Origin of the sequence: Stenotrophomonas sp. AS012628 (assembly GCF_010608305.1) — a bacterium.
Taxonomy (GTDB): domain Bacteria; phylum Pseudomonadota; class Gammaproteobacteria; order Xanthomonadales; family Xanthomonadaceae; genus Stenotrophomonas; species Stenotrophomonas geniculata.
Window position 1 is genome coordinate 38,134 of record NZ_VMBJ01000017.1, and the last position, 24,158, is coordinate 62,291.

Here is a 24,158-nt window from a genome sequence, read left to right on the forward strand (position 1 = left end):
CGGCTTCTCCCTATGCGTCCAGCAGCGGCTTGTGCTTGATGTGCCGGGCGAAGACCTGCATGAACTGCGGATCGACGCGCGCGCCCCAGACCGCCAGCGAGTGCCCGACGATCCAGAGCACCACACCGGGAATCCACAGTTGCAGGCCCAGCCCGACGGCGGCGGCCAGCGTGCCGTTGGCAATGGCCACGGTGCGGGGCGCACCGCCCAGCAGGATCGGCTCGGTCAGCGAGCGATGCAGCGGCACTTCAAAACCCGGAAGATCGGTGGCCGTGCTCATACGACGGCCCCGCCGGAGAAGCTGAAAAACGACAGGAAGAAGCTGGAAGCCGCAAAGGCAATGGACAGACCGAAGACGATCTGGATCAGCTTGCGGAAACCGCCACTGGTATCCCCAAAGGCCAGCGCCAGACCCGTCGCAATAATGATGATGACCGCTACGATGCGGGCTACCGGCCCCTGGATGGATTCGAGGATGGATTGCAGTGGGCCTTCCCACGGCATTGAGGAACCGGCGGCCTGAGCCGTACCCGCCAGCAACAGCATCAACACCGCGAGCAGCAGCCCTTGTCCTGCGGGGCGAACCAGACTACGCAGCCGCGGCAGCGTGGGCGGCGGAGAAAGTGGATTGACAGAAAGACGGAAAGCATCAACGTGCGTCATGGCAGTTCTCCAGGTTGATCAGTGGTCAGGGAAGGCGCAGCGGCACCGGCTGCAAGAGGAACCGGCGGCAACTCGGGAAGCGGTGCTTCCAGCGCATCCGCCAGGCGGTAGCCCGCGCCGTCGAAGCCGACAACGCGGGAAATGGTTTCGACGTGGCGCTTGCGGCCGCGTCCGGCGATGTGGATGACGATGTTGACCGCCTCGGCGATCAGGGCGCGGGGCGGGTTCACCGCCACTTCGAGAATCAGTTGCTCCAGGCGCAGCAGTGCGCCCAAGGCGGAGCCGGCATGGATGGTGGCGATACCACCGGGGTGGCCGGTGCCCCAGACCTTCACCAGATCCAGCGCTTCGCCGCCGCGCACTTCGCCCACGATCACGCGATCCGGGCGCAGCCGCATCGTGGCGCGCACCAGCTCCTGCATCGACACCACGCCCGCACGGGTGCGCAGCGGCACATGGTCACGGGCTGCGCATTGCAGTTCGATGGTGTCTTCCAGCACCAGCACGCGGTCGCCGGTGGCGGCGATCTCGGCCAGCAAGGCGTTGGCCAGCGTGGTCTTGCCGGTACTGGTGCCTCCGGCGATCAGGATGTTGTGCCGCTCGCGCACGGCATGACGCAGAAACTCGGCCTGCCCAGCGGTCAGGATGCCGTCGGCCACATACCGATCCAGACCGATGATGCTCACGGCGCGCTTGCGCAGCGCAAAGGTCGGGCCGGGTGCGGCGGGCGGCAGAATGCCCTCGAAGCGTTCGCCGGTTTCCGGCAGTTCGGCGGTCAAGAGCGGTTGGCCGCGATGCACCTCCGCACCGACATGGGCGGCGACCAGGCGGATGATGCGTTCGCCATCGGCTTCGGGTAGTTCAACGCCGAGCGGCGCACGGCCAGAGGACAACCGATCTACCCACAATGTCCGATCGGGGTTGAGCATCACTTCCACCACGTCCGGGTCTTCCAGCGCGGCGGCAATCACCGGCCCCATCGCCGTGCGCAGCATCTGGATGCGGCGATCCTGGGACGCCGCAGCGGATGAGCGTGGATCGGGCGCGATCTGTGGAACGGCACTCATGACGCACGCTCCGCTGTGCGTTCATGGGCGGCAGCCATTGCCGCCGCGTCATCCATGCGCATGCCGAACTCACGATCTTGGGGGTGCAGTTCTTCCACAACGTCGCGCACCAGGCTGCGGCCACGCAGCAGGTGGCGACCCAACTGTTCGACAAACTGCTCGAAACGCGCCTTGCCCTGCGCGCGAGCCGCGTCCTGATGGGCCTCCGGCACCGGCGTGCTGACGGTCAGGTAGTAGCGGACGAACAGCGCCAGCGTTTCGATCTGAATGTTCTGGTCGCGCTCCAGGCGCTCGGCCTGCCGCGACAGACGATCCAGTCGTTTGGCAATGGCGGCCTCACGCTGGTCGCCGGCATCAGGCGACAGCCAGGATGCCAAGGCAGCGGCGACGATGCTGGACTTGGACACGCCTTTCTTGGCGGCCAGTTCGTCCAGACGCTTGGCGTGCTCATGCTGGATAAACAGGTTCAATCGGTATTGACTCATAGGTCGATTCCGTCGTTGGGGTCGAGAGATGCCAGCCGCGCCGTGCGTTGCAGAGCCGGATCGAGCTGGCCGGGAAGCACCGGGGGCATGTCGTCGTCATCGAGCAGCGACAGATCGCTGGTCGTAGCATCCATCTCGGGGGCATAGGCGATGGCTTCGGACAGTTCGGGCTGACGGCGGGGGCCGCCGTCATCGGTCGAACCCAAGGCCTCCAGGCCATCGGCGGATGCCCTGACTGGTGCCGCAGGAACTGCAGGTATTGCCAGGCCGCTCCAGTCGTCGGGTCGTGCAGGCGGCACATCGGCATAGCGGCCTGCCGTCACCGCAGGCGGCGGAATTACCCGTTGCTTGAAATTGGCGTCGGCGAAATAGCGCAGCTTCTTCGCCTTGATCGGCGCGACGCTGGACACCATCACCACGGATTCATCGGGCGGAAGCTGCATCACTTCGCCCGGCGTCAGCAGTGGCCGCGCCGTCTCCTGCCGCGACACCATCAGGTGCCCCAGCCACGGTGCAAGCCGGTGGCCGGCATAGTTGCGCTGTGCGCGCAACTCAGTGGCCGTGCCCAATGTTTCGGAAATGCGTTTAGCGGTGCGTTCGTCGTTGGTGGCGAACGTCACTCGCACATGGCAGTTATCGAGGATGGAATGGTTCTGCCCATACGCCTTGTCGATCTGGTTGAGCGACTGCGCGATCAGAAAGCTGCGGATGCCGTAGCCCGCCATGAAGGCGAGCGCTGTCTCGAAGAAGTCCAGCCGACCCAGCGCCGGAAATTCATCGAGCATCAACAGCAGCTTGTGGCGGCGTTGGATGCCGTCGCTGCCGTCCAACGATTCGGTGATTCGTCGGCCGATCTGGTTGAGGATCAGCCGGATCAGCGGTTTGGTGCGCGAAATGTCCGAAGGCGGCACCACCAGATAGAGCGATACCGGGTGCTTGGCGGAAATCAGGTCGGCAATGCGCCAATCGCAGCGCGAGGTGACTTCTGCCACTGTAGGGTCGCGGTACACCCCCAGGAACGACATGGCGGTTGAGAGCACACCAGAGCGCTCGTTGTCCGACTTGTTGAGCACTTCGCGGGCAGCGGAGGCGACGACGGGATGCTGCGCATCACCCAGGTGTTTAGTCGTCATCATCCGATGCAAGGTCAGCTCGAACGGGCTGGCTGGATCGCTGAGAAAGTTGGCGACGCCACGCAGCGTCTTGTCTTCCCCCGCGTACAGCACATGCAGGATCGCGCCGACCAGTAGCGCGTGACTGGTCTTCTCCCAGTGGTTGCGCTTCTCCAGCGCGCCTTCGGGATCGACCAAGATGTCGGCGATGTTCTGCACGTCGCGCACCTCATGCGCGCCGCGCCGCACTTCCAGCAGCGGGTTGTAAGCCGCCGACTTCGCATCTGTCGGGTTGAACAGCAGGCAGTGGCTGAATCGACTGCGCCAGCCAGCGGTGATCTGCCAGTTCTCGCCCTTGATGTCGTGGATGACGGCGGATGTCGGCCAGGACAACAGCGTTGGCACCACTAGGCCCACGCCCTTGCCCGAGCGAGTGGGCGCAAAGGTCAGGACGTGTTCCGGCCCTTCGTGCCTCAGGTAATGGCCGTCATGCTGACCGAGAAAGACGCCGGCGGGCTGCGTCAGCCCGGCCTTGCGAATGTCGGCGGCATCGGCCCAACGGGCCGAGCCATAGGTCGTCACCTTGCGCGCCTGCCGCGAGCGCCAGACAGACATAGCGATGGCGACCGCCACGGCCAGCAGGCCGCTGCTTGCCGCGATCATGCCTCCGGTGTCGAACACCTGCGGCGCGTAGGCGTCGAAGAAAAACCACCACTCGAAGAGCTTCCACGGGTAATAGACCGGTGTGCCGTGGAAGTCGAACCAGGGCGAGCCAAGGCGTAGCTGGTAGCCCAAGGCGGCGGCTGTCCATTGCGTGGCACCCCACACACCGGCGATCACGATGCCGAACACGGCGGCGATCTGCCCGAACAAAACGCCCTGAGCTTGCATACCTTGGCCTCCGATTTCTCCTGCGCTGATTCGCCGTGGAAAACGCGGCACGAAGGCGTGCCGCAGGCGTCAGGATCGGTGCCGGTTCAGTGCCGGTCAAAGACCGTTATCGGCAGCAAGGTGATGCAAAAAGCATGGCTCCATGTAGAGAAGAAGCCAGTAGAAACGCCGCAGGCGTGGGCGCGCTGCGGCGTGTAGAGAAAATAACGAAGATACGCGGCAAGCCGCCAACAGTTAGAACTTGGGCGGCGTGTCCGATGGCGTGTAAGGCACCTTGCCGTCGCCCAAAAAGCGCTTATTCGTCGCCTCCGCTACCCGGTTGCAGAGTACGTCTTCCATTGCCGTACGCTTGGTCTTGCACTGACGGCGCAGTTCCTTCAAGCGTTCGGGATCGGCCGCCAGTTCTTCCACGGTCGGGACACCGAAGTCCTGCTTCGGCGACTCCGACGGGTCGCATGCTGTAAGCGCCGCGACCAGCAGCAAAGGGGTCATTCGCTTCATGGCTCGGTGTCCTCCGGGGCATCAGGTTCAGGTGGTTGTTCGGGCCTCGCGCCTTCGAGCAAGTCAATAGCTTGCACCCGCTCGATAAATCGGGACAGCGCTTCCGAAGGCTCACCTTCGCGATGCAGTAGATAGGTCGTCAGCACTGGGGAACAGCCTGCCAAGGGCCGCGCAACTACGCCCGGTTCGCGGCTGGCCTCGATGTGTGGTGCGGCAGTCAGGCCCAGCGCGAAGCCCGCTGATACCAGCGCCATCATCAGGTCGTATGAGGACACACGCTCTGCAATCAGTGGCTCCATTTCCGCGCGGCGCAGCACCCGCTCGACCTGGCGCGCGTGTCCTTCACAAGCGAGCGGATCACACAGTACGAGGGGGTAACGTATCATCTCCTCCAGCGGAATGCGCTTGTGTCTGAGCAGCGGGTGGCGAGCTGGCACCGCCACCATTAGCGGATCACTCCACACAGCCTGGGCTGCAATGCCTTCACCCACTTCATTGGATTGTGCGAAACCAACGTCGTAAAGGTCGTCGTGCAGCCCTTTGATCTGCTGTGAAAGCGGCACCTCAAACAGACGGATCTCGACTTCGGGTTCCTCCTGCCGGCACAAAGCCAACAAGTTCGGCAAGCGCGATGACGTCGTGCCGTCGGACAGTGCAATGCGTAATTGCCCATGAAAGCCATTGGCCGCAGCCTGCACGCTGTCTCGGGCTTGCTGCAAGGCTGTGAAGATGCGCGGCACATGCTCAAGAAAAAGCTTGCCTGCCCGTGTCAGTCGTGTGCTGCGGCTGGTGCGTACGAACAATTGCTCGCCCAGATCTTCTTCCAATTCCCTGATGGTGCGCGACAAGGGCGACTGTTCTATATGTAGTTTTTCCGCAGCTCGGGCAAAGTGAAGCTCTTCCGCAACAGCGAGGAAACACCGTAAGTGCCGCAGTTCCATAGTTTCCCTTGTTCCCAATCGTTCCTATAAGAGCCTTGGTTATTCAACAGTCCCACTCACCACAAGAACCACAGTCAAGGCAACGCTCAAAGCGTGCCGAAAGCTTATGCCTTATGCCTCTGCAGGGTGGGAGCCAACAGCAACGGCAGAGCCAACAGCGTTAGAACAACAAGCATGGTGAGCCGAAGGCCGATGTGCTCGCCGATGAAGCCGAGTGGCGGAGGGCCGACGAGAAAGGCCGTGTAGCCGATCGTGGCCAAAACCGCGATGCGCGCGATTAGACCGAACCCGCCGTTCGCGAATCCAGAGAGGTGAACGTGATGCCAGTCATATGGCACGCCATCTTTAGACATGTACTGACACATGGGGGCTACCCAAGCCCTGTTTGGGATCGTGACGCCGCCTGTAACCAAAGGCGAAAAAAGGTGGGTTTGTGCCGAAGCCATCAAACGCACATGAATGGTGTAATAGGAGAAAATGGGCAGGGACATAGAGTCCCGGTCTCTTGGCATGCATCCAATTACCGATTGCGCAATCTGATGCATGCAGAGACGTCGAGATACCATCAGAGCCCGTTGCGGAAGTCGGCGATGCTCACGTCGGTCAACGCGTAGTTGCTGAACGAGACATTGCAGCCATCGGCATTGGGGGATTGCGCCTCAAAGCCAATTTCCGGCTCCGCCTCGGTGTTGTCAAAAGCGAATGCCCGCACGAAAATCCACTTCACGCCATCCACTGAAGCATGCAGCGCGTACACGTTCTCTTTACGAGAAATGCGCAGATTTACCTGCTTGCCATCCACAGTAAAGGCATTCGCGTCGTCGGAGGTGCCACCTTTATTGATGACTGAAACCACCATGGGCTCCCCGTCTGGGGAATATTCGAAGCACAGCTTCGCCCAGGTGCTCTCATCGACCCGCAAGAGCAGCACACCCGCGTCAAAGGTGGCTCCGAACTCGACGTGTACTGTGGCACTGAATTGAAAGTCACCGGCCGGAATGCGAGTCATCAACGTCGCCGCATTGTGACGGCTGGCAGACGACACTACGGATCCAGCGCGGCCCGGATCTATGAAGATGTCGCTATGCTTGGGTGCGGTGGTGGTCACGCGACCGCTTTTGTTGTCAACCTTCCAGTCAGACCCTTGCGAAGCAACGAAGTCGTAAGGGACGTTGTGTAGTTTCATGACGCTCTCCAGTTCTAGGTTGGCAGAAAGAATCCGCGCGTATTGAAAGTGTCTGATCAGCGTGTGATGACGCGAACCAGCCATGGTGAAACTATGTCGCTCGCGTGCCTAGTGCGGGCTCAAGGTTTTGAAGAATCCTGTGAAGGCTCATGAACTACGCCTTTGCAAAGTGGTTGCCAACAGCAATGGCAGAGCCAATAGAGCCATGACAAATAGCATCGTGAGCCGTAGGCCTATGTGCTCGCCGATGAAGCCGAGTAGCGGAGGGCCGACAAGAAAGGCCGTGTAGCCGATCGTGGCCAGAACCGCGATGCGCGCGGATGGATCATGTCCAACTGAGGCACCGGCTGACATCGCTACAGGAAAGCCCAGTGATGCACCGATTCCCCAAAGGAATACGCCGATACCTGCCACAGACAAGGTTGGGGCCAGAACTACTATTAGTATTCCGACTGCGCCGATAAGCGCACTGGCGCGAATTACGTTGACGGGTCCGAAACGGCTCAGCACCCCGGTTCCCAAGAACCGTCCCAATGTCATCGTCGCAGCGAAAGCGACGAACAGAAGCGAACCAATGGCTTCAGAGGTTTCGTGCGCGTCCACAATCAGCAGTGGTAGCCAGTCGTTGGCGGAGCCTTCGGCCAGCGCCACAGCCAGCACAATTGCACCGATGAGGATGAGCTTCGGATCATCCTTGATGGTCGTGATGAAGCCTCGCTTATTTGCGGAATCAGTCACGCGTGCGCCGTGTGATCCGACCACACCGTAGGCGACATAGACCAGCATCGGACACAGCAGCGCACAGACGAAGAGCATGTGCGAGGTAACGGACAAGCCTTTTGCAACCAGTAGCAGACCACACACGGCACCGAGCGTCGTACCCAGGCTGAAGCAGCCGTGTACCAGCGTCAGCACGGATCGCCCCAGCCCACGTTCCACATGCGCCCCCAACACGTTGACGGCCACTTCGGCCTGGGCCATTCCAAAACCAACCAGGCCCAAGCCAAAGCCTGTCATCCAAGCCAAAGCGAGGTGAGTACCGCTCGACAGCACGATCAGGCCCGCCAGAGCGAGCGTCATGCCAGCGCAGACTGCACGATCTGCACCAATACGGGCCACGATGTTGCCGGCCAGCAGAATCCCGCCCATCGAGCCAAGCGAGAACCCGAAAAGGATCAGACCCATCTCTGCTGTGGATGCGCTCAGAGCGTCGCGGATAGAGGGCGTGCGCACGATCCAGGAGGCCATGACAAAGCCGAGCACGAGGAAACATCCGAACAATGCCCGGCGCGTTTTGAGCAATCTTGCGTTTTCAGTATTCACATTCATTCTTGGTTGCAGGAGGCCTTAGGCCTTGCTGGTTGATCTGACGAAGCGAGCCGTTTGTTTGCCTACCAGTTCATTGGAGAGATAAGGCGCTGTCCGGCTTGCCTTTACGGCAGCCACTACCTCTGGAGGCCCACTGACCACCACTCGGCCTCCCGAATTGCCAGCCCCTGGTCCCATGTCGATGACCCAATCACACGCCGCGACCACGCGCATGTCGTGCTCGACCACCACAACTGTGTTGCCTGCCTGGACCAATCCATCGAGTTGCAGGAGCAAGCGATCGACATCCGCCGGGTGCAGTCCAGTGGTGGGCTCGTCCAGCACGTAAAGGGTGTTGCCATGCTGCAGCCGCTGCAACTCGGTGACGAGCTTGATGCGTTGCGCCTCACCCCCGCTCAACTCGGTCGCAGGCTGCCCCAGTCGCAGATAGCCCAGGCCGATGTCGTGCAACAGCATCAGTGGTCGCAGTACGGCAGGCTCATCCGAAAACACCTCGCAGGCATCCTTCACTGTGAGGTCAAGCACCTGCGCAATCGTCAGATCCTTCCACTTGATCTCAAGCGTTGCCGGGTTGTAACGAGCACCGTGGCATTCCGGGCACGGTGCGTACACGCTCGGGAGGAACAGCAACTCCACGCTCACAAAGCCTTCGCCTTCGCACTTTGGGCATCGTCCCTGTGCGACGTTGAAGGAAAAACGCCCGGGCCCATAGCGGCGCCGCTGTGCTGCAGGTGTGGCCGCGAACAGCTTGCGTACGCCGTCGAACAAGCCGGTGTAAGTTGCCAGGTTGGACCGTGGCGTGCGGCCGATGGGCTTTTGATCAACCCGAACCAGTCGTTTGATACCGACCAATCCCGCCAAGCGGCCCGCCGTCACGACGCCCGCACTATTGCTGGCAGCACCCGGATCATCGTCTTGCAGGTCGCTGAAGGATTGCGCGCTACTGGGCGAGCTATCGCCATCGTTGTGCTCGGCGTCAACCAAAGGCGTGCCGAGCTCCTGCGCTACAAGTTCGACCAGTGCATGACTGACCAGACTCGACTTCCCAGAGCCAGAAATTCCGGTCACCGCCGTCAGACACCCTGTCGGAAACGCGGCGTCCACATCTTTAAGGTTATGGCGCACAACGCCTTCAAGGCGTAGCCACTCAAGGGCATCCCGGCGAACTTGAACCTTTCTGTCGCTCTTGGCCGGGAACAGGTAGCGCGCCGTTTTGGATCGACTAACTTTCGCTAGCCCAGCAGGAGGGCCGCTATAGAGAACTTCTCCTCCATGGGCGCCAGCGTCGGGTCCGACGTCTACCAACCAGTCCGCTTCGCCCATGGTGGCCAGATCGTGCTCCACCACAAACAAGGAATTGCCAACTCTTTTGAGCCGATGCAGTGCAGCAATCAGTGCTTCGCCGTCTGCGGGGTGTAATCCTGCAGACGGTTCATCGAGTACGTACACGACTCCGAAAAGCTGTGATACCAGTTGCGTGGCCAGACGCAGGCGTTGCAGCTCGCCCGAGGACAGCGATGGCGTCGCGCGGTCGAGCGACAGATACCCAAGCCCGAGCTGTGTCATCGCGCTGATGCGCGAGGTAATTTCCTGGGCTAATCGCTGGGCAGCAAGCACCTGCTCCTGGGCATATTCAGGTACGGGCTTTGTCGTCGATCCCGAGCGGCGTTTACCGCCAGCCGTGGTGGGAAGACCCGCATGAATGCTGGCTGCTGGGATCTCCTGTCCGAGCCTGCCTTCGGCCGCCGGAGTAAGGTGCACTGCCATCTCGTCGAGCGTCAACCGCCCGAGCTCAACGATGTCGAGACCCGAGAAGGTGACCGCCAAAGCCTCAGGCTTGATGCGCTTTCCACCACAAACATGGCAGTCGCTACTGACCATGAATGCCGCGGCCCGCTCGCGCATACGCGCGCTCTTGCTGTGTGCGAAGGTGTGCAAGACATGCCGCTTCGCACTGCTGAATGTGCCCATGTAGCTTGGCGACAAACCAGTCTTTTGCGCGGCCTTGGCTTCCTCATGGCTGGCTCCGGCATACACCGGGACGGTAGGCTGCTCTTCAGTAAAAAGAATCCAGTCGCGCAATTTCTTGGGAAGCTTTCGCCATGGCACATCGACGTCGTGTCCCAGCATGACGAGGATGTCCCGCAGATTCTGCCCACCCCACGCAGTGGGCCAGGCCGCTACAGCGCGCTCGCGAATCGTCAGGCCGTCATCCGGAACTATCGACTGTTCGGTAACTTCATAGACTTTGCCCATGCCGTGGCAATGCGGGCATGCACCTTCCGGTGTGTTGGGCGAAAAGTCTTCCGCATACAGCATGGGGTGCCCCACGGGATACCGGCCCGCACGGGAGTAAAGGAGCCGCACCAAATTGGAAATGCCACTCAGACTCCCAATAGAGGACCGAGCGGTAGGTGTACCCCGACGCTGTTGCAGCGCCACGGCGGGTGGCAGACCGTCGATAGCGTCCACATCCGGCGTACCCGCTTGGTCGATCAGCCGACGTGCATAAGGCGCAACTGATTCCAAGTAGCGACGCTGCGACTCGGCATATAAGGTGCCGAAAGCCAAGGACGACTTGCCCGAACCCGAGATACCCGTGAAGACCACCAGCGAATCACGGGGAATCTCAACGTCAATGTTCTTTAGGTTGTTTTCCCGTGCCCCGCGAATACTTACAAACCCGTGATTTTTAGATATTTCGTTCTTCATAATGTCGACTGATATCGTGGTTTCTTCCGAATTTGCAGGAGCGCAAAATGCTGTGCCCCCGCAATGATTCCGTTGCCTCCGTATTGCGTTGCTACACCCATCGAGGCCACAGCATCCACATCACAGCATTTGCATACGTTGGATTCGGACGAATTGCCACAGGTGCGTTCTCCGTTTTCCCTAAGGTCCGGACAACGCCGCACTGCGCTTACGCTGCCCAAGACGAATCAGTTGCTCCCAGCAGCCGTAACAATATCAACCGAGCTATAAGCCAGTACCAGCCTCAGTTCTAATTTTTATCTGGTTTCTGACTGTATACATGACTAAGCAATAAAGGATCAACATTCCGCTAAATGATCAGCTCGCTTTCTTCTATCGAGAAAGCCCGCCCATACTGTCAGAGCGAATGCCAAAAATACGAATATTGCAGCGATCAAAGGTGTGGATGTCAAACTTCCCCTTGCCACGATCATCCCCCCTATAGAAGCGCCTCCGGCGATCCCCAAATTGAATGCCGCGATATTCAGCCCGGAAGCGACATCCACGGCAGACGGCACATAGCGCTCGGCTTGTTTAACGGCATAAAACTGAAGACCAGGAACGTTTCCGAAGGCGACTGCACCCCATATCAGAACGGTGATGAGCATCATCCATTTGCTTGATGCAGTGAATGCCAATGCGGTAAGAACGACTGTTAATGCCAAGAATATCGAACGAAGCGCAGGCACCGCACCATAGCGATCTACAAGCTTTCCACCATAGAGATTTCCAGCTGCAACAGACACACCATACAAAAGCATCACGCCACTCACTGCTGCTGCCGAGAAGCCCGAGATTTCTTCAAGAATTGGCGCGAGGTAGGTAAAGGCTACGAAAGACCCTCCGTAGCCGATAGCCGTAATTGCATAGGCCAGTATCAGGCGAGGGTGCGTTAGCACCTTGGCAAGTTGCCTCAATGTTGCAGGCTTGCTACTGGGGATGCTGCTAGGAACGAATAAAAGTGTTCCCAATATTGCGATTGCACCTAAAGCAGCTACAACAAGGAAGGTCGAGCGCCATCCAAAAATCTGCCCAATAAAGGTTCCAATCGGCACACCAGTGACAAGTGCTACGGTCAGCCCTGTAAACATGATCGCAATAGCGCTGGCGGCTTTTTCCTTTGGAACAAGCCCTGCGGCAATGATGGTCGCGATTGAGTAAAAGACTCCGTGAGCTAGTCCTGTCAAAACCCGAGCTGCGACTAATGTCTCAAAACTCGGCGATGCCCATGCCAATATGTTGCTCGCAGTGAAAATCGCCATCAATGAGATAAGCAGAATCTTCCGGTGAACTTTTCCCGTGGCCGCAGTGAGCAAAGGGGCACCTACCGCGACACCCATTGCATAAAGGCTGACGAGCAAGCCTGCGGATGGCAGGCTAACGCCCAGGTCCGTTGCTACGATTGGGATCAACCCCACAATGACAAACTCGGCAGTGCCGATTGCAAAAGAACATATCGTCAGGGCTAGCAATGCAATTGGCATCAGATCCTCTTAAATCATCAAAAAAACAGCTCCCTGTAGAACTCAGGAAGTGGACTTTCCTAAGTCAACCCTTTCGCTACGCTCGCGTTAAGGGGGCACCTACGGAGGAACTTGGCTTATTGAAACAGGCCGCCTTAATTATCGAAAATGTGTAGACAGCCATGTCGAACCCTACGCTAGTGGTTTTTGTCAACTGGCGCTATCAGGTGTCAACAGAATTTGAGACGAAAATATCGGAACTAGACACTTTTCGTTAGAAATGGTGGCTAGTTCCATTCGTCGATCAGATGACCAGCTAGAGTTTCAATATGCCAGTGCTTACTTTTTGGAATTAAGGCTTTCCTGCGTATTAGCCCAGCCGGTCAGATTCTTGACCAGGTTATCAACAGCCAACTCGGCCTTCTCGATAGACTCGACGACTCGCGCATCCCTGAACTCATCGAACTCGATAGCGATTGAATCGAAATCCTTGATGCCGATATAGCGCAGAGCGGCCATTACGCCACCCTCGACATGGTTGTCAGCAGACAAACGTCCCCCTGCGTCGTAACCGTAGTCTCCGCGCGAACTCAGGAGCACAGCCCGACGACCTTGATCGGCCAAGAGCGGCCAATACGGTACATCGCCACGAGCCAGATCAAAACCGAATGTGCGCCCCACGCGGATAAGGTTATCGAGCCAGGCTTTCACTTGTGTTGGCACGCCAAAGTTGTACATGGGCACACCGAGCACTATCAAATCGCTTCGCAGAAGTTCATCAATCAATGCGTCGCTCTCTGCAAGTCGCTCAACCATCCAAGGCTCTCGCTGCTCAGCTGGCGTAAATGCGGCATGGATCCACGTCGCGTCAACTTGGGCAGGAGGAGCTTTTCCAAGATCCCGGTAGACGACAGAGTCTTGGGGCCGGATGCTCTGCCATTTCGACACGAAGCGCGACGTTAACCGCCTGGTGTGGGAGCCGTGAGGTTGCTCAGCGGAGGAGCCAGGACGAGCGCTTCCATCGAGGTAAAGAACATTAAGCATAATTCATCTATCCTTTTCAATTGCAGGCATGGAACAGCCAATAAGCGTATGATCCACGGGAGCAAGCTTTACGACAAACGATCTTTTCTCAGTCGACAGGTGATAGAAATTCATGCATCAGCACATCTTCGGGAACATACCTCTTAGCGCGCTACGCGCTTTTGAAGCAGCGGCACGACTGAAGAGCTTCAAGGAAGCGGCCACAGAGCTGTCGATCACTCCAACAGCAGTAAGTCATCGCATAAAACAGTTAGAAGATGCTCTTGATATCCGGTTATTCGCGCGTGAGGTACGCAGCGTCAGCCTCACCGATGCTGGCCAACTTTTGTATCCTGCTGTCCACACAGCGTTTACCGGCATCGTGGGTGCGATCGAGGAGCTGCAACGTCGAGACCGCAGACCGTCCGTTACATTAAGCACAACCTGCGGTTTTGCCGCTCGTTGGCTTTTGCCTCGTCTTCCTGCCCTCTCAGCGGCTATTCCTAACGTCGATTTGCACCTACATTCTTCTGATTCACCAGTTCAACTCAAAGCTGGCAGTGCAGACCTTGCTATTAGATTTTGCACACCACCCGATTCAAGTGTTGAAGGCGAGGTATTGCTTCCTGGCAGATATGTGCCAGTTTGCGCTCCCTCACTTAATGCCGAAAACCGCGACGATTTCTCCAATATTGCGAGATTGCGTTTCCGTTCGAGTAAAAATGACGACTGCATTCCGGATTGGCCGCAATGGCTAGCCACTTCAACCATGGATGGAAAGCCGTCTGGACCAGAAATCGGCTTTTCTGACGAAGCACATACCATTCAAGCCGCAATTGCGGGTCAAGGAGTTGCACTTTCAAGTGTTGCCCTTGTTGCGGATGCTCTCGACGAAGGATTGCTTCGCGTGCCTTTCGGCCCGGCAGTGGATGGTCGTGATTTCTATCTGCTCTCAGCCTTAGGTTCTTGTGAACATCCCGCAGTCGTGATGGTAAAAAATTGGCTTAGGGAAGAAGCGCGATTATTCGTGGCCAAACATTCAAATTATTTTTCATAGGATGCCCCTAAGACTAGAGATTAAATCTGTCAGCTCAAAAATAGTTCTGCTCATAGCTCGCGTCATGTGTACAAGGCGGTTATCAATTCATCTCCAATGATGGTGTCTTGCTCGCCAAAAGAATTATTTCGTGGTGCCTACTCTATCCAATTCACAGGCCGCGTTGTTTTCTGAAATCCCACGCGACCCCGTTCCCATGCACTGTCGCAGCAATCTGCTGCCCTAGCCGCTGTTCGATTACTGGCCGCCACGGCACTAGACTGAATTCCTTGCCATGGTCCAGGAGCGCGTAGCGGCCACTCACAAGCATCAAGGAGCGCCGGTAGATGCCGACCACCCTTTGCCCATCCGCAATCGGACGATGCTCCAGGCCGGTTGCAATGGCAATTCCTTCGGCAGCTTGCGCGATCTCCCGATTGCGCAGCGTGCTCAGCAGGTTGCGTGCGAGGATGACACGCTGCCCACGCCGCTGCGCCAGTCCCTGTTCTTCGAGGAAGTCGATGCGCTGCTGCAAGGCCTGCTTGGCATCACCGCCAAAGCCGAGGTCGCCCATCCCACGGCCGCCGCCGATCAGTTGCTGGTCCAGCCAGGTGGCCCCAATCACGCGGGCCTGACGCTCAATTGCAAGATGCGATTTCAGTTGCACCGCCACGTCGCCCAGCCGCTGCACGTCGTACTGGCGGCCACGCTCGGCCAGGTCGTCCGGCACCTTCCAGAGTCCATCGGCCACGCGCTCCACGATGCCGGCGCGGCGCAGGGCCTCCAGCCGGCGGACATGGGCAGCGACAACCTCCTGCGGATCGCGTCCGGCCTTGGCCCGGCCCTGTTCGATGGCCAGGTGATGGTCGGCGCGGTACAGGCCATCGCTCGCCAGCGCGGCGATGTTCTTGTCGGCCGCGCGTATGTTGGCCGAATCCTTCACTTCCACCACCGCGCCGGTGGGATAGTTCGCCAGCTCGTCGCGGGCGTTCAGTGCGACGTAGTGGGCCTTGCCATCCACACCGTCGATGACCAGATAGCCACGGTCGTGCAGCTCGTCGGCCAGCCCCTTCGCAGCCACGCGGCCGAGGATGCTGCGGCCACCTCCATCATCATTCTGGCTCGGCTCGAACACTGCCAGCTCGCGCTGCTGGCCGCTCATGGCGCGCTGCATAGTGCGGATGATGTCGCCACGCACGCCCAAGGCGCGCAAGGTCTTCTCAGCATCGGCATGGACGGCCCAGATGCCGGGCTGCATTTCGTCGGCCAGGCCCAGCCGTTGTAAGCGTTGCAGCCGGCCGATCAGCAACAGACGCTGGCGTTGCAGCACCGGTGCGTTGAACTGTTCGATCTGCACTCGGCCATCGTCGCCGGCTTCGCGTTGCAGGGTGCGATCCAGGTTCGTCCACCGCTCCTGTTCCACCTCGCGCCCCAACGTCTGCTGGATCTCCAGTTCGGTGCGCGGCCCCAGCCATTCGGTCGCCAGTTCGGCGGCCCGGTGGCGGAAGCCGTGGGCGATGTAGTCGCCGGCGATGATGAGGTCTTTGCCGGTGTCGTCGCGCCCGCGCACGATCAGATGGGTGTGCGGGTTGTCGGTGTTCCAGTGATCGACCGCCACCCAATCCAGCCGCGTGCCCAGGTCGGCTTCCATGCGGTTCACCAGATGCCGGGTATAGGTGCGCAGGTCGTCCAGTTCCGCGCCGTCTTCCGGGGAAACGATGAAGCGGAAATGGTGCCGGTCGTCCTGGCAGCGTTCCTTGAAGGCATCAAGGTCGGCTTCATCGGCCTGTGGCCCGTAGGCCCGGCCCGGTTCGCCATCGCGGCCCGCGCCATCGCGCTCGATATAGCGCAGATGTTTCGCCAGCGACTGTGGGCTGGCGTTGCGCTGATTGACCAGCAGCGTCTTGATAGTCACGCGCCGCGACATGGGGGTCAGCTTCCCGCCTGCGAAGCGCGCCGCCGTATGGCCGCGCCCCAAGCGCGAGCCGGGCCGCTGGCCTTGGCCGCCGGACGCGGCGGAATGGCGCACCGCCGACTTCCCGCCGCTGGCCTTGCCCGTCTGCTTGAGCACCTTGGAAACGAAGCTCTGGCCTTGGCCGTTGCCCCGGTTCTTCGGGGCGCTCGGGCGCACCCGGAAATCGTCGTCGCGGCGGTCGGTCATGGCTGTGCTCGCTGCAAGCTCTGGCGTGTCCTGGCGTGCGAAGCACGCGGACATGCCTGCATTGGCGCGACCCTCGCGCCGAACGCGGCACGGCGGCGAAGCCGCACCGTGCCACGCCACCCCCATGTGCAGACAGGCTTTCGATGCGGCCAGGTGCCGCGTCCTTTTGTCTTGCCTTCCGCCTTTGCCTTCCGCTGTCGCTCCAGGCACCGGCGGCCCGGCGGCGCTGCTGCGTGAGCAGCCAGCGCGCCGGCGAATGCGCCGATGGCCATAGGCCGGGCGCGTTCGAAGCAAGACGCCTGCACGTTGGACGGCTGCGCCGGATGCTGCGCGACGTGCGGTGCGAATGCACCTGCACGGCAGGCGCGGCGACATGGCGGCAGCAGCGAGAACCACATGCCCGATGGCACGCCGGAGCGCAGCGAATTGGCGGCCATCATGGGCGTGTCTCCAGCCAGATCGGGCGCGCGACGCCGATCACGGCGAATGCGCTGACCGGCCCGAAATAGCGGCTGTCGAACGATGCCGGATTCGTCACGCTCAACAAGAACAGTTCGCCGGGTTCAAGGCGGCGGCAAAGCTGCAAGGACGGTAGCGCCCGGCCCAGCCGGTCGGCAGGCAGCACGGCGGCCGAAGGCACGCCGTCGATGTAAACGAGGCCCCCCGAAATGCACACCTCCTGCGGCGCGACCGCGCCCACACGTTTGAGCAGCGGCACGCGCATCGGCAGGTAGCCGCGTTGCGCAGCGAGCGCGGCGGCCGTAGCCGGAAGCGGCACCAGCACGATGCTGTCCACGGACAACGGACGTGGCAGCGAGACGGTGCGCGGGTCGAACGGTTCGACGCGATACCAGCCGACCGCCACGCTGTCGGACGGGTTGTAGATCACGCGCGGCGGTGGTGTGCCGAAAGAGGCCCAGGCCAGTGCGGCAAAGCCGAAAATGGACAGGCCCGCCAGCACGAGGCGGGCGCGCAGGCGCGAGCGAGGACGCGGCGCGGAGCCGGTCGCGGGAATCATGGTCATGGCAATGCCCTCCCGGCCAGCCAGGCGGCGTGCCGTTCTGTGGTGTATTCGGGGAGCGGCGAGCGCGCCGCGAGCCGGTTGCCCAACGTGCGCCAGTACGCGGGCGACGCGGCAGCGGGTGCGATGCCCAGCGCCTCGATAGCGTCGATGCGTTCCAGCACGGCTCGCACGTTGGCATTGCCTTCGGCGTGCAGCAGCAGGCGCGCGCCCGGCTGCACGCCGGGGATGCGCTGCACGGCATCCAGCGGCGTGGCGGTCTGCATCACCATGAGCTGCCAGCGCACGGTGCCGTAATCGTTGGCCTGCCAGCGGATGCGGCAGAGCATCGCACCCGGCAGGAACACCGCGCAACGTCGCCAGCGGTCGAGCTGGAGCGTGCGCGCCGGTTCACCGAAGCGCAGGTAGAGCTTGAAGCGATGTTCGAGGTGGGCCAGCGAAACGCGCGTCAGTGGCACGTTGCCGGCCTGCCCGGCGAGTGTCGCAAGCGCAGGCAACGGCGCAGCCGGTGCCTCGTTCGCGGCAGGCAAAGCGGATGCGGTCATGGTGTGTTCTCCCTGCGGTTCTCGGGAAACTCCCGCTCCAGCAGGCCACGCAGCAGATCGGCCACGGTCACGCCTTGGCCGAAGGCGGCGATCTTGATGCGCGCCCGCATGGCGGGCGTGATGTCGAGGGTGAGGCGAGCCGTGTAGAGGTCGCCCTTGCCCAGCGCCTCGGCGTCGCCCTGGCGAATCCACGCCTCGGCGTGCGGATTCGCAGGCGGACGTGCGCCGATGCCGACGCGCTTGCCAGTGCGTTTGCTGTTGGGTGGCTGCTGCGCTGTCATGTCGGCCACCGCAGCAGTTCGTCCACCAAGGCGGTGATTTCGCGGGCGGCGGCGCTGTCGGGTGCCGTCTCGCGTGCGAGCCGACCAGCGGCCACGCTGTCGGCGAATACGATGCGCTGATGCACTTCCGAGCGCAGCGCGGGCAGCGGCTGTTCGGCGAGCGATTGCCGCGCCTCGCGGCCGATGATGGTGGTGCTGACGCGCCGGTTGATGACGAAGGCCGCGCGCAGCGCAGGCCGGAACACCTGCGCCTCACGGATCAGCGAAACCATTTCCGAACTGGCCCAAAGGTCGTAGGGGCTGGGCTGCACCGGGATCAGCACGCGCTCGGCCGCCAGCAGCGCGGAGCGCGCCAAGGCGGCGATGCGCGGCGGCCCGTCGATGATGACGTGATCGGCCCGCCTGGCGAGTTCTGGCGCTTCCTGATGCAGTGTTTCGCGTGCCAGGCCCACGGCGCTGAACAGCCGTGGCAAGCCTTGCTGGCTTCTGCGCTGCGTCCAGTCCAGCGATGAACCCTGCGGGTCGGCATCGAGCAGGACGACATGCTGGCCGCGCATCGCCAGCTCGCCCGCGATGTGCGTGGCGAGCGTGGTCTTGCCGACTCCGCCTTTCTGGTTGAGTAGAGCGAGGATCATGGCGCAGCCCTCCGTGTTGGAAAGCCGGGCTTTGCCTGCCGTGCAAAACGCCGTTCGCCGTGCCGTTGGGTGGTTGTCCACCGAAACGGCGCGCTTCTACTAAAAGTTATGTATTTCTTGTTAGATAAGTTAGAGGGAACGCAAACCCGCGCCGTTATTGGCTTTCCGGCGTTTTCGTACTCCTGATAGCACGATAGGCGTACTCCTGATAGCACGATACCCGGTACTCCTGATAGCACGAGGCTATTCACACCTTTTCCCGCAGTTATCCCCGTGCCGTGTGCAGCACGGGCCGGAAGGTCAGCAGCTCCGTTCCGTCGTCCGGCATTCGCTCGATGCCCAGGACGTAGCCGGGCAACGACTGCCGCGCCACCAAGGCACGTAGGTCGTAGGCGAAGTCGGAGAAGCGCGCCGCGCTGCCCGACTTGCGGTGCAGGTGCCGGAAGTCGAATTGCCAGCCGTCCGGTTGCTTGCCGCCGTGCTTGCGCACCAAGCGGTACAGCCAGCGTTCGATGCCGCCTTTCAAGCGGAAATAGGCTGGGTCGATGGTCAGCACCAGGGCAGCGTCGAGCACGCCCGCATAGAACCAGTCCGGCAGGATCAGTTCGATGCCCTGCGGCACGCCGCTGGCATCGGCCAGCTCCTTCCACTCGTTGATCCACGAGAAGCGATGCAGTCGCCTTCCCGTGGTTTCTCGGATGGACGTGGCCACCGTGGTCGATTGCAGCCGGTCGAGCGCGGCTTTCAGGCGCAGATAGTCGTTCAAGGACGTGCCGCGCCCGATGAAGCGCAGGATTTCGTAGGGCGTGGCGCGTATCCAGCGTGACGGGCGAATGCCCGCGTCGCGCGCTTCCACGATCTGCGAAGCAGCCCATATCAGCACGTCGGCATCCCATATCGTTGCGATGCCATGCTCGGCCGTGCCTTCCACGCGGATGGTGATACCGCCGGCGCGGAAGTCGATCGGCGCGACGCGCCGCGACTTCGCCAGCGAGAAGAACGGAAAGGCCATCAAGTCCTGGCTGTCGCGCGGTGCCATGTCGCCCGGCAGCGCGCGGAACAGATCGAGCTGTTCGCGCTGCGGCAAGGCTTGCCCTGACGGGCTGGACATGGCGACGGCCACCCACGCGCCAGCGATCAGCGGCCATCACGGTAGTCGCCCGCGTGACGTTCGGCATATTCCGGGTCGGAAGTCGCCTCGTAGCTGCGCTGGTCGGCCCAGGCATCGAGGTCAGACACGGCGTACATGACGCGGCGGCCGAACTTGCGGAACTTCGGGCCGCCGCCGATCACGCGCTGCTTTTCGAGCGTGCGGGGCGAAAGGCGCAGGTACTCGGCGGCTTCGTCGTTAGTCAGGTAGCGTTGGGGCTGCGCAGGCGCAGCGACAGCAGCGGCGGCAGGCTGCAAGGGAGCGGGTCGCATGGGATGTACCTCCATCAAGCCCGGCCACACCACGCGGCCGGATAGAGGCACTTTCAAGAAAGCGAGGCTTCTTGCTAAGGGACGATCTGCGGAGGACGCAAAACGTCCCCCCTACTGCAATGGCAGCAGCGGAAGCTGTGCCAGGCGGCGATAACCGCCGCGCATCAGTGCATCGCCACGGCTCACCAGCCGCCGCACGCGGGCGCGCAAGGCGCTGTCCTTGTGCCAGTCGGCCGCGACAGCATCCGCGCCGAACAGCCCTTCGGCCACTTCGCGCAAGGACGCACCCGCCAGGGTCGCGTCGAGCGCCTGCAAGGTGTGCAGTTCCAGCACCGCGGCCGACGTGGGCCGGGAACGGGCCGCCGCCGCAGGCGCGGCAACCGTGGCGGCGGCCAGGGCATCCAGCTCGGCCGCGAGCGTGCGATAGCGCGCGCAGGGCGTGGCGCAGGCGCGGGTGGCGTAGAGGTAGGCCATGCCGTCTTCCAGGCCCGGCGCAAGCGCGAGCCGAAGGCAGCAGCCGGGCCAGTGCGACACCAGCACCAGGCGCTTGCCATCGTGGATCAGTTGCTTGCGCCCAGGCACGCGCCAGAACTCGAAGGCATGGGCCTCGGGCGGTGGGTCGACATCCGGGTAAAGTTGCACCACGGCATCGTGATCGGGGAACCAGGCTGGATGCGCGTCGCGCGCATCCAAGGCCGGATCTTCCAGCAGGCGCAGGCCCCACGCCTGCGCTGCGTCCGGCCGGCGACGACGGTGCAGCCAGTCGAGCCGATAGCCGGGATTTCGGCGCAGGTATTCCCACGCCAGCGCAGGGTCGTCAAGATGCAGAACGTAGAGATAGGCAGCTGTCGGATACCAGTGTTCAGCGCTGCGATCAGTCATGGCGAAACCTCCCTCTGTTTGGGATGCGTCGCCACGATTTCCGCGATGCGGGAGCTATCGAAATGCCATTAGGTCGTCATCAAAATTGGTTAAGCTGTAACTGTCGGTGTCAAGACCGTTTGGCTCCTGCGTGTTGCGGAAATCGTCTGAATGCGACGGCTACGCCGTCAGGAAAATGACGCGCAGCACCGAACACCGTGCCGCAGCCCGCGCCAAAGATCAGGACTGTTTTCAACAGGATCGCACCACTTCGGTGCAAGAATGCGGATTCAGACCTGCACGGTCTTGACCAAGATTGAAGTAGTCACGATGCGCCCCGCGTGGCCGGGCCGCGCTGGTTTTCATCAATCCGTGATCGCGCCGTTCTCCTGCGCCAGCCGGACGTATTCCGATAACGGACGCACCGCCTGGAAATACCGATCCCGCCGCACCGGCAGCTTGCGCGGCCCGACGATGCCCGCCAGGTCGGACAGCTTGACCGTCCCGAGCGCAGGCATCCCGATACCGAAGTCGATCAGGCCGTAGGCCGTGTCGCCATCCGCAGGATCGAGCGACACCAGCAGCCAAGTCACATGCGCGTCCGGGGTGAACAGGCGCACCACGGGCAGCGGGTCGAGCCGCTGCCCAGCGGCGAGCGCCGCCCCGTGGGCCAGCAGCCGGGCGCGTTCATCGGCGGTGACAAGCGGCAGGGTCACGGGCAGCCTCCCCACGAAACCGACGATGCGCGGATGCGCTCTTGAGCCAAAGCACAGAACCGTCGAACCGAATCTGTGCATTCGTGTGGAAGCACGGATGTGCAAGCCATCGCATCCGTAGAAGGACGGAAGCACCGAAGCGGAATTGTCGGAAGCCGGAAAGACACGGATGCGATTCCCCGGTTCTGTCGGAATCCGGGGATACGGATTTCCGTAAAAGCACGAAAGCGGCCTCTCAGCCATGAATGAACACTATAGATTGTAGCCCTATAGGATGCAATGGGTTGTCATCTTGGTTTTAAGAGGAAACCATAGGTGGCGGCAAAGTACTCATTGGCGAAGGCGTTGAAGACGGTCAGGAAGGCGCGTGGCTTGAGCCAGGAAGCGTTCTCCGACGTGTCGAGCCGCACCTATATGAGTACGCTAGAACGCGACCTGAAAAGTCCGACCCTACACAAGCTGACCGAGCTGTGCGAGGTCATGGACGTGCATCCGCTCACGTTGTTGACGCTGGCCTTTGCGGGCGACAGCACGCACAAGGCTGACGAGTTGTTGGCGCAGGTGCGCCAGGAACTTGAGGCGGTACTGAACTCTGATGGAGATTGAGAAGCGACATGGCATATCGAAATGGAAACTACACCGCCTTTTACGTTGCAGAGCCATTCCATCCCAGCTCGCTAGGTGCCAATGCGACGAAGGATTTTCAGTATTACAACACCCTACGGATGTGGAAAGGCGCTGATGCGACGTTCCCCTTCGTTGATTCGCACGACAAAACTTACAGTGTCCGCGATGGCAGCGATTGGGAATACACACTGAAACCCAGGCTCAGGGAGCGCCTTCGGAGCTCGAAGAACATTATCCTCATCTTGAGTTCGATCACGACGAATTCCCGCGCCCTTCGAGAAGAAATCGACTACGGGATCAACGATCAAGGGCTTCCTGTCATTGTCATCTATCCCGAATATGCCACCAAGGAAAGTCTGCTTGTCGGCGGATCATTGAAGCAGGCGGTCAAGAACCTGTGGGGAAATCTTCCCGTGTTCCGGGATTCGATGAACAAAGTCCCGACGCTTCATGTTCCGATGAATAAAGAGCTCATCAAAAAATCCTTGCAGGACGGCGAGTTTATGGTTGGGAGCATGAAGGCCCCAGGCACCTACAGATACAACCCATAATCAATCGACATATCGGAGCGAATGATTCACGTCATGGCGAAGGTCAACTTTTTTGACAAGCGGGTCATCAAGAAATTCCTTGAGATCACCGCTGTCGTCAGCGGTACGCTGTCATTCATAGTTATTTTTGTTGACGTTCCTGCCGAGTGGAAGCTAAAGGCTGGCTTGGCTTTCTTGGCAATACTGGCACTCACCTACGTGGGGATATGGCTCTGGTCGAACAACCTGAACAGTATCGACATAAATGTTGAGGGGAGCGATGTCGCGATCAAGACCGGCGACATTTTCCACCAGCCGGGATTGAAGGCAATTGCCTTCAATGAGTATTTCGACACTCAGGTGGACAACAAGATAATTGGCGAGACTTCTCTCAACGGAGTTTTCATCCAGAAGCATCTCGGCGTTCCGATTTCCGAATTAGACCGCTACATCGAGGAATACGCTTTTGATGAAAGTGAAGTCCTGGAGGAGAACGAGGCAAGGAAACACGGTAAGAAGAAAAGGTATCAGATAGGCACGATTTGCCTGTACAAAGACTATCTCCTGACCGCGTTCTCCAAGTTCGATGAGAACAACAAGGCGCTACTAACGATGCCGGAGTACCTTGAGTTCCTCATTAATTTCTGGGACAAGGTAAACAACGTGTACGCCCAGCAAAGCGTATCGACAACAATCTTTGGATCAGGAATCACGCGAATCAAAGGACACAAGAATATTTCCGACGAGGATCTACTGAAAATCATGCTGTGGACATTCAGAATCAGTGAGATGCGATTCAAATATCCCGCGAAGCTGACCATCGTGATCCACAAAGACAAGATCGACCAGATCAATCTTCTCGATATCAAATCCGCCAGGAACGGCGTGTAGTTTTCAATGGCGGTTCGGAG

At 60.5% G+C, this 24,158-nt stretch carries 26 protein-coding genes; 4 read left to right on the plus strand and 22 right to left on the minus strand.

Annotated features, from left to right (window positions below):
- Positions 1 to 10: 10 nt before the first annotated feature.
- The 13 genes from G5A07_RS09900 to G5A07_RS09960 form a co-directional block, all read right to left on the minus strand.
- Positions 11 to 280: a VirB3 family type IV secretion system protein gene (locus tag G5A07_RS09900; protein ID WP_010280369.1), complete on the minus strand. Its 270-nt coding sequence runs from the start codon at positions 278 to 280 to the stop codon at positions 11 to 13.
- The gene (locus tag G5A07_RS09905) at positions 277 to 663 is read right to left on the minus strand and encodes a TrbC/VirB2 family protein (protein ID WP_191863241.1); all 387 of its coding nucleotides are present in this window, start codon (positions 661 to 663) and stop codon (positions 277 to 279) included. The genes G5A07_RS09900 and G5A07_RS09905 overlap by 4 nt, the downstream gene beginning before the upstream one ends.
- Positions 660 to 1,730 carry a P-type conjugative transfer ATPase TrbB gene (gene trbB / locus G5A07_RS09910; RefSeq protein ID WP_191863242.1) on the minus strand — a complete coding sequence of 357 codons (1,071 nt, stop codon included), beginning with the start codon at positions 1,728 to 1,730 and terminating at the stop codon, positions 660 to 662. Before trbB ends, G5A07_RS09905 begins: the two co-directional genes overlap by 4 nt.
- A complete protein-coding gene (locus tag G5A07_RS09915) occupies positions 1,727 to 2,215 on the minus strand; it encodes a ribbon-helix-helix protein, CopG family (RefSeq protein ID WP_010280375.1) in 489 nt (162 codons plus the stop codon). Before G5A07_RS09915 ends, trbB begins: the two co-directional genes overlap by 4 nt.
- A complete protein-coding gene (locus G5A07_RS09920) occupies positions 2,212 to 4,218 on the minus strand; it encodes a conjugal transfer protein TraG (RefSeq protein WP_191863243.1) in 2,007 nt (668 codons plus the stop codon). The genes G5A07_RS09915 and G5A07_RS09920 overlap by 4 nt, the downstream gene beginning before the upstream one ends.
- Before the next feature lie 234 nt (positions 4,219 to 4,452).
- Positions 4,453 to 4,719: an EexN family lipoprotein gene (locus G5A07_RS09925; protein ID WP_191863244.1), complete on the minus strand. Its 267-nt coding sequence runs from the start codon at positions 4,717 to 4,719 to the stop codon at positions 4,453 to 4,455.
- A complete protein-coding gene (locus tag G5A07_RS09930) occupies positions 4,716 to 5,660 on the minus strand; it encodes a LysR substrate-binding domain-containing protein (protein WP_010280381.1) in 945 nt (314 codons plus the stop codon). Before G5A07_RS09930 ends, G5A07_RS09925 begins: the two co-directional genes overlap by 4 nt.
- A gap of 104 nt (positions 5,661 to 5,764) precedes the next feature.
- On the minus strand, positions 5,765 to 6,151 hold the full coding sequence (locus G5A07_RS22590) for a hypothetical protein (protein WP_191863267.1): 387 nt from the start codon (positions 6,149 to 6,151) through the stop codon (positions 5,765 to 5,767).
- Between the two features lie 74 nt (positions 6,152 to 6,225).
- Positions 6,226 to 6,846 carry a DUF1349 domain-containing protein gene (locus G5A07_RS09940; protein ID WP_191863245.1) on the minus strand — a complete coding sequence of 207 codons (621 nt, stop codon included), beginning with the start codon at positions 6,844 to 6,846 and terminating at the stop codon, positions 6,226 to 6,228.
- A gap of 147 nt (positions 6,847 to 6,993) precedes the next feature.
- Positions 6,994 to 8,175: an MFS transporter gene (locus G5A07_RS09945; RefSeq protein ID WP_191863246.1), complete on the minus strand. Its 1,182-nt coding sequence runs from the start codon at positions 8,173 to 8,175 to the stop codon at positions 6,994 to 6,996.
- A gap of 18 nt (positions 8,176 to 8,193) precedes the next feature.
- Positions 8,194 to 10,887, minus strand: a complete 2,694-nt coding sequence (locus G5A07_RS09950) for an excinuclease ABC subunit UvrA (protein WP_191863247.1) — start codon at positions 10,885 to 10,887, stop codon at positions 8,194 to 8,196.
- Positions 10,888 to 11,225: 338 nt separating this feature from the next.
- Positions 11,226 to 12,410: an MFS transporter gene (locus tag G5A07_RS09955; RefSeq protein WP_129485092.1), complete on the minus strand. Its 1,185-nt coding sequence runs from the start codon at positions 12,408 to 12,410 to the stop codon at positions 11,226 to 11,228.
- A 318-nt stretch (positions 12,411 to 12,728) separates the two neighbouring features.
- Entirely contained in the window at positions 12,729 to 13,433 is a 705-nt protein-coding gene (locus G5A07_RS09960) for an NAD(P)H-dependent oxidoreductase (protein WP_191863248.1), read from the minus strand.
- Between the two features lie 112 nt (positions 13,434 to 13,545).
- Here G5A07_RS09960 and G5A07_RS09965 point away from each other — a divergent pair, with 112 nt between their 5' ends.
- Positions 13,546 to 14,469, plus strand: a complete 924-nt coding sequence (locus tag G5A07_RS09965; protein WP_191863249.1) for a LysR substrate-binding domain-containing protein — start codon at positions 13,546 to 13,548, stop codon at positions 14,467 to 14,469.
- Between the two features lie 151 nt (positions 14,470 to 14,620).
- Here the strand turns inward: G5A07_RS09965 and G5A07_RS09970 are convergent, their stop codons facing one another.
- From G5A07_RS09970 to G5A07_RS10010, 9 genes are all read right to left on the minus strand, one after another.
- Positions 14,621 to 16,609, minus strand: coding sequence for a relaxase/mobilization nuclease and DUF3363 domain-containing protein (locus G5A07_RS09970; protein ID WP_191863250.1), 1,989 nt, complete (start codon positions 16,607 to 16,609; stop codon positions 14,621 to 14,623).
- Between the two features lie 436 nt (positions 16,610 to 17,045).
- A complete protein-coding gene (locus G5A07_RS09975) occupies positions 17,046 to 17,633 on the minus strand; it encodes a S26 family signal peptidase (protein WP_191863251.1) in 588 nt (195 codons plus the stop codon).
- On the minus strand, positions 17,630 to 18,175 hold the full coding sequence (locus tag G5A07_RS09980) for a DUF2840 domain-containing protein (RefSeq protein WP_191863252.1): 546 nt from the start codon (positions 18,173 to 18,175) through the stop codon (positions 17,630 to 17,632). Before G5A07_RS09980 ends, G5A07_RS09975 begins: the two co-directional genes overlap by 4 nt.
- Positions 18,172 to 18,456, minus strand: a complete 285-nt coding sequence (locus G5A07_RS09985) for a chromosome partitioning protein ParB (protein ID WP_191863253.1) — start codon at positions 18,454 to 18,456, stop codon at positions 18,172 to 18,174. Before G5A07_RS09985 ends, G5A07_RS09980 begins: the two co-directional genes overlap by 4 nt.
- On the minus strand, positions 18,453 to 19,091 hold the full coding sequence (gene parA / locus G5A07_RS09990; protein ID WP_060042660.1) for a ParA family partition ATPase: 639 nt from the start codon (positions 19,089 to 19,091) through the stop codon (positions 18,453 to 18,455). The genes G5A07_RS09985 and parA overlap by 4 nt, the downstream gene beginning before the upstream one ends.
- A gap of 265 nt (positions 19,092 to 19,356) precedes the next feature.
- Complete coding sequence (locus G5A07_RS09995; protein ID WP_223107653.1) at positions 19,357 to 20,202, minus strand: replication initiator protein A; 846 nt, start codon at positions 20,200 to 20,202, stop codon at positions 19,357 to 19,359.
- 26 nt (positions 20,203 to 20,228) lie between these two features.
- Positions 20,229 to 20,513, minus strand: coding sequence for a helix-turn-helix domain-containing protein (locus tag G5A07_RS10000; RefSeq protein ID WP_191863255.1), 285 nt, complete (start codon positions 20,511 to 20,513; stop codon positions 20,229 to 20,231).
- A 111-nt stretch (positions 20,514 to 20,624) separates the two neighbouring features.
- Positions 20,625 to 21,395 carry a DUF2285 domain-containing protein gene (locus tag G5A07_RS10005; RefSeq protein WP_191863256.1) on the minus strand — a complete coding sequence of 257 codons (771 nt, stop codon included), beginning with the start codon at positions 21,393 to 21,395 and terminating at the stop codon, positions 20,625 to 20,627.
- A 344-nt stretch (positions 21,396 to 21,739) separates the two neighbouring features.
- On the minus strand, positions 21,740 to 22,090 hold the full coding sequence (locus G5A07_RS10010; protein ID WP_191863257.1) for a DUF2958 domain-containing protein: 351 nt from the start codon (positions 22,088 to 22,090) through the stop codon (positions 21,740 to 21,742).
- A gap of 315 nt (positions 22,091 to 22,405) precedes the next feature.
- Here G5A07_RS10010 and G5A07_RS10015 point away from each other — a divergent pair, with 315 nt between their 5' ends.
- From G5A07_RS10015 to G5A07_RS10025, 3 genes are read left to right on the plus strand one after another with little or no spacing between them, the layout of a single operon-like run.
- On the plus strand, positions 22,406 to 22,696 hold the full coding sequence (locus tag G5A07_RS10015; RefSeq protein WP_024087535.1) for a helix-turn-helix transcriptional regulator: 291 nt from the start codon (positions 22,406 to 22,408) through the stop codon (positions 22,694 to 22,696).
- 8 nt (positions 22,697 to 22,704) lie between these two features.
- Complete coding sequence (locus tag G5A07_RS10020) at positions 22,705 to 23,268, plus strand: hypothetical protein (RefSeq protein ID WP_191863258.1); 564 nt, start codon at positions 22,705 to 22,707, stop codon at positions 23,266 to 23,268.
- Between the two features lie 33 nt (positions 23,269 to 23,301).
- Positions 23,302 to 24,138 (plus strand): macro domain-containing protein, encoded by an 837-nt coding sequence (locus G5A07_RS10025; protein WP_262405886.1) that lies wholly within the window; start codon positions 23,302 to 23,304, stop codon positions 24,136 to 24,138.
- Positions 24,139 to 24,158 lie beyond the last annotated feature (20 nt).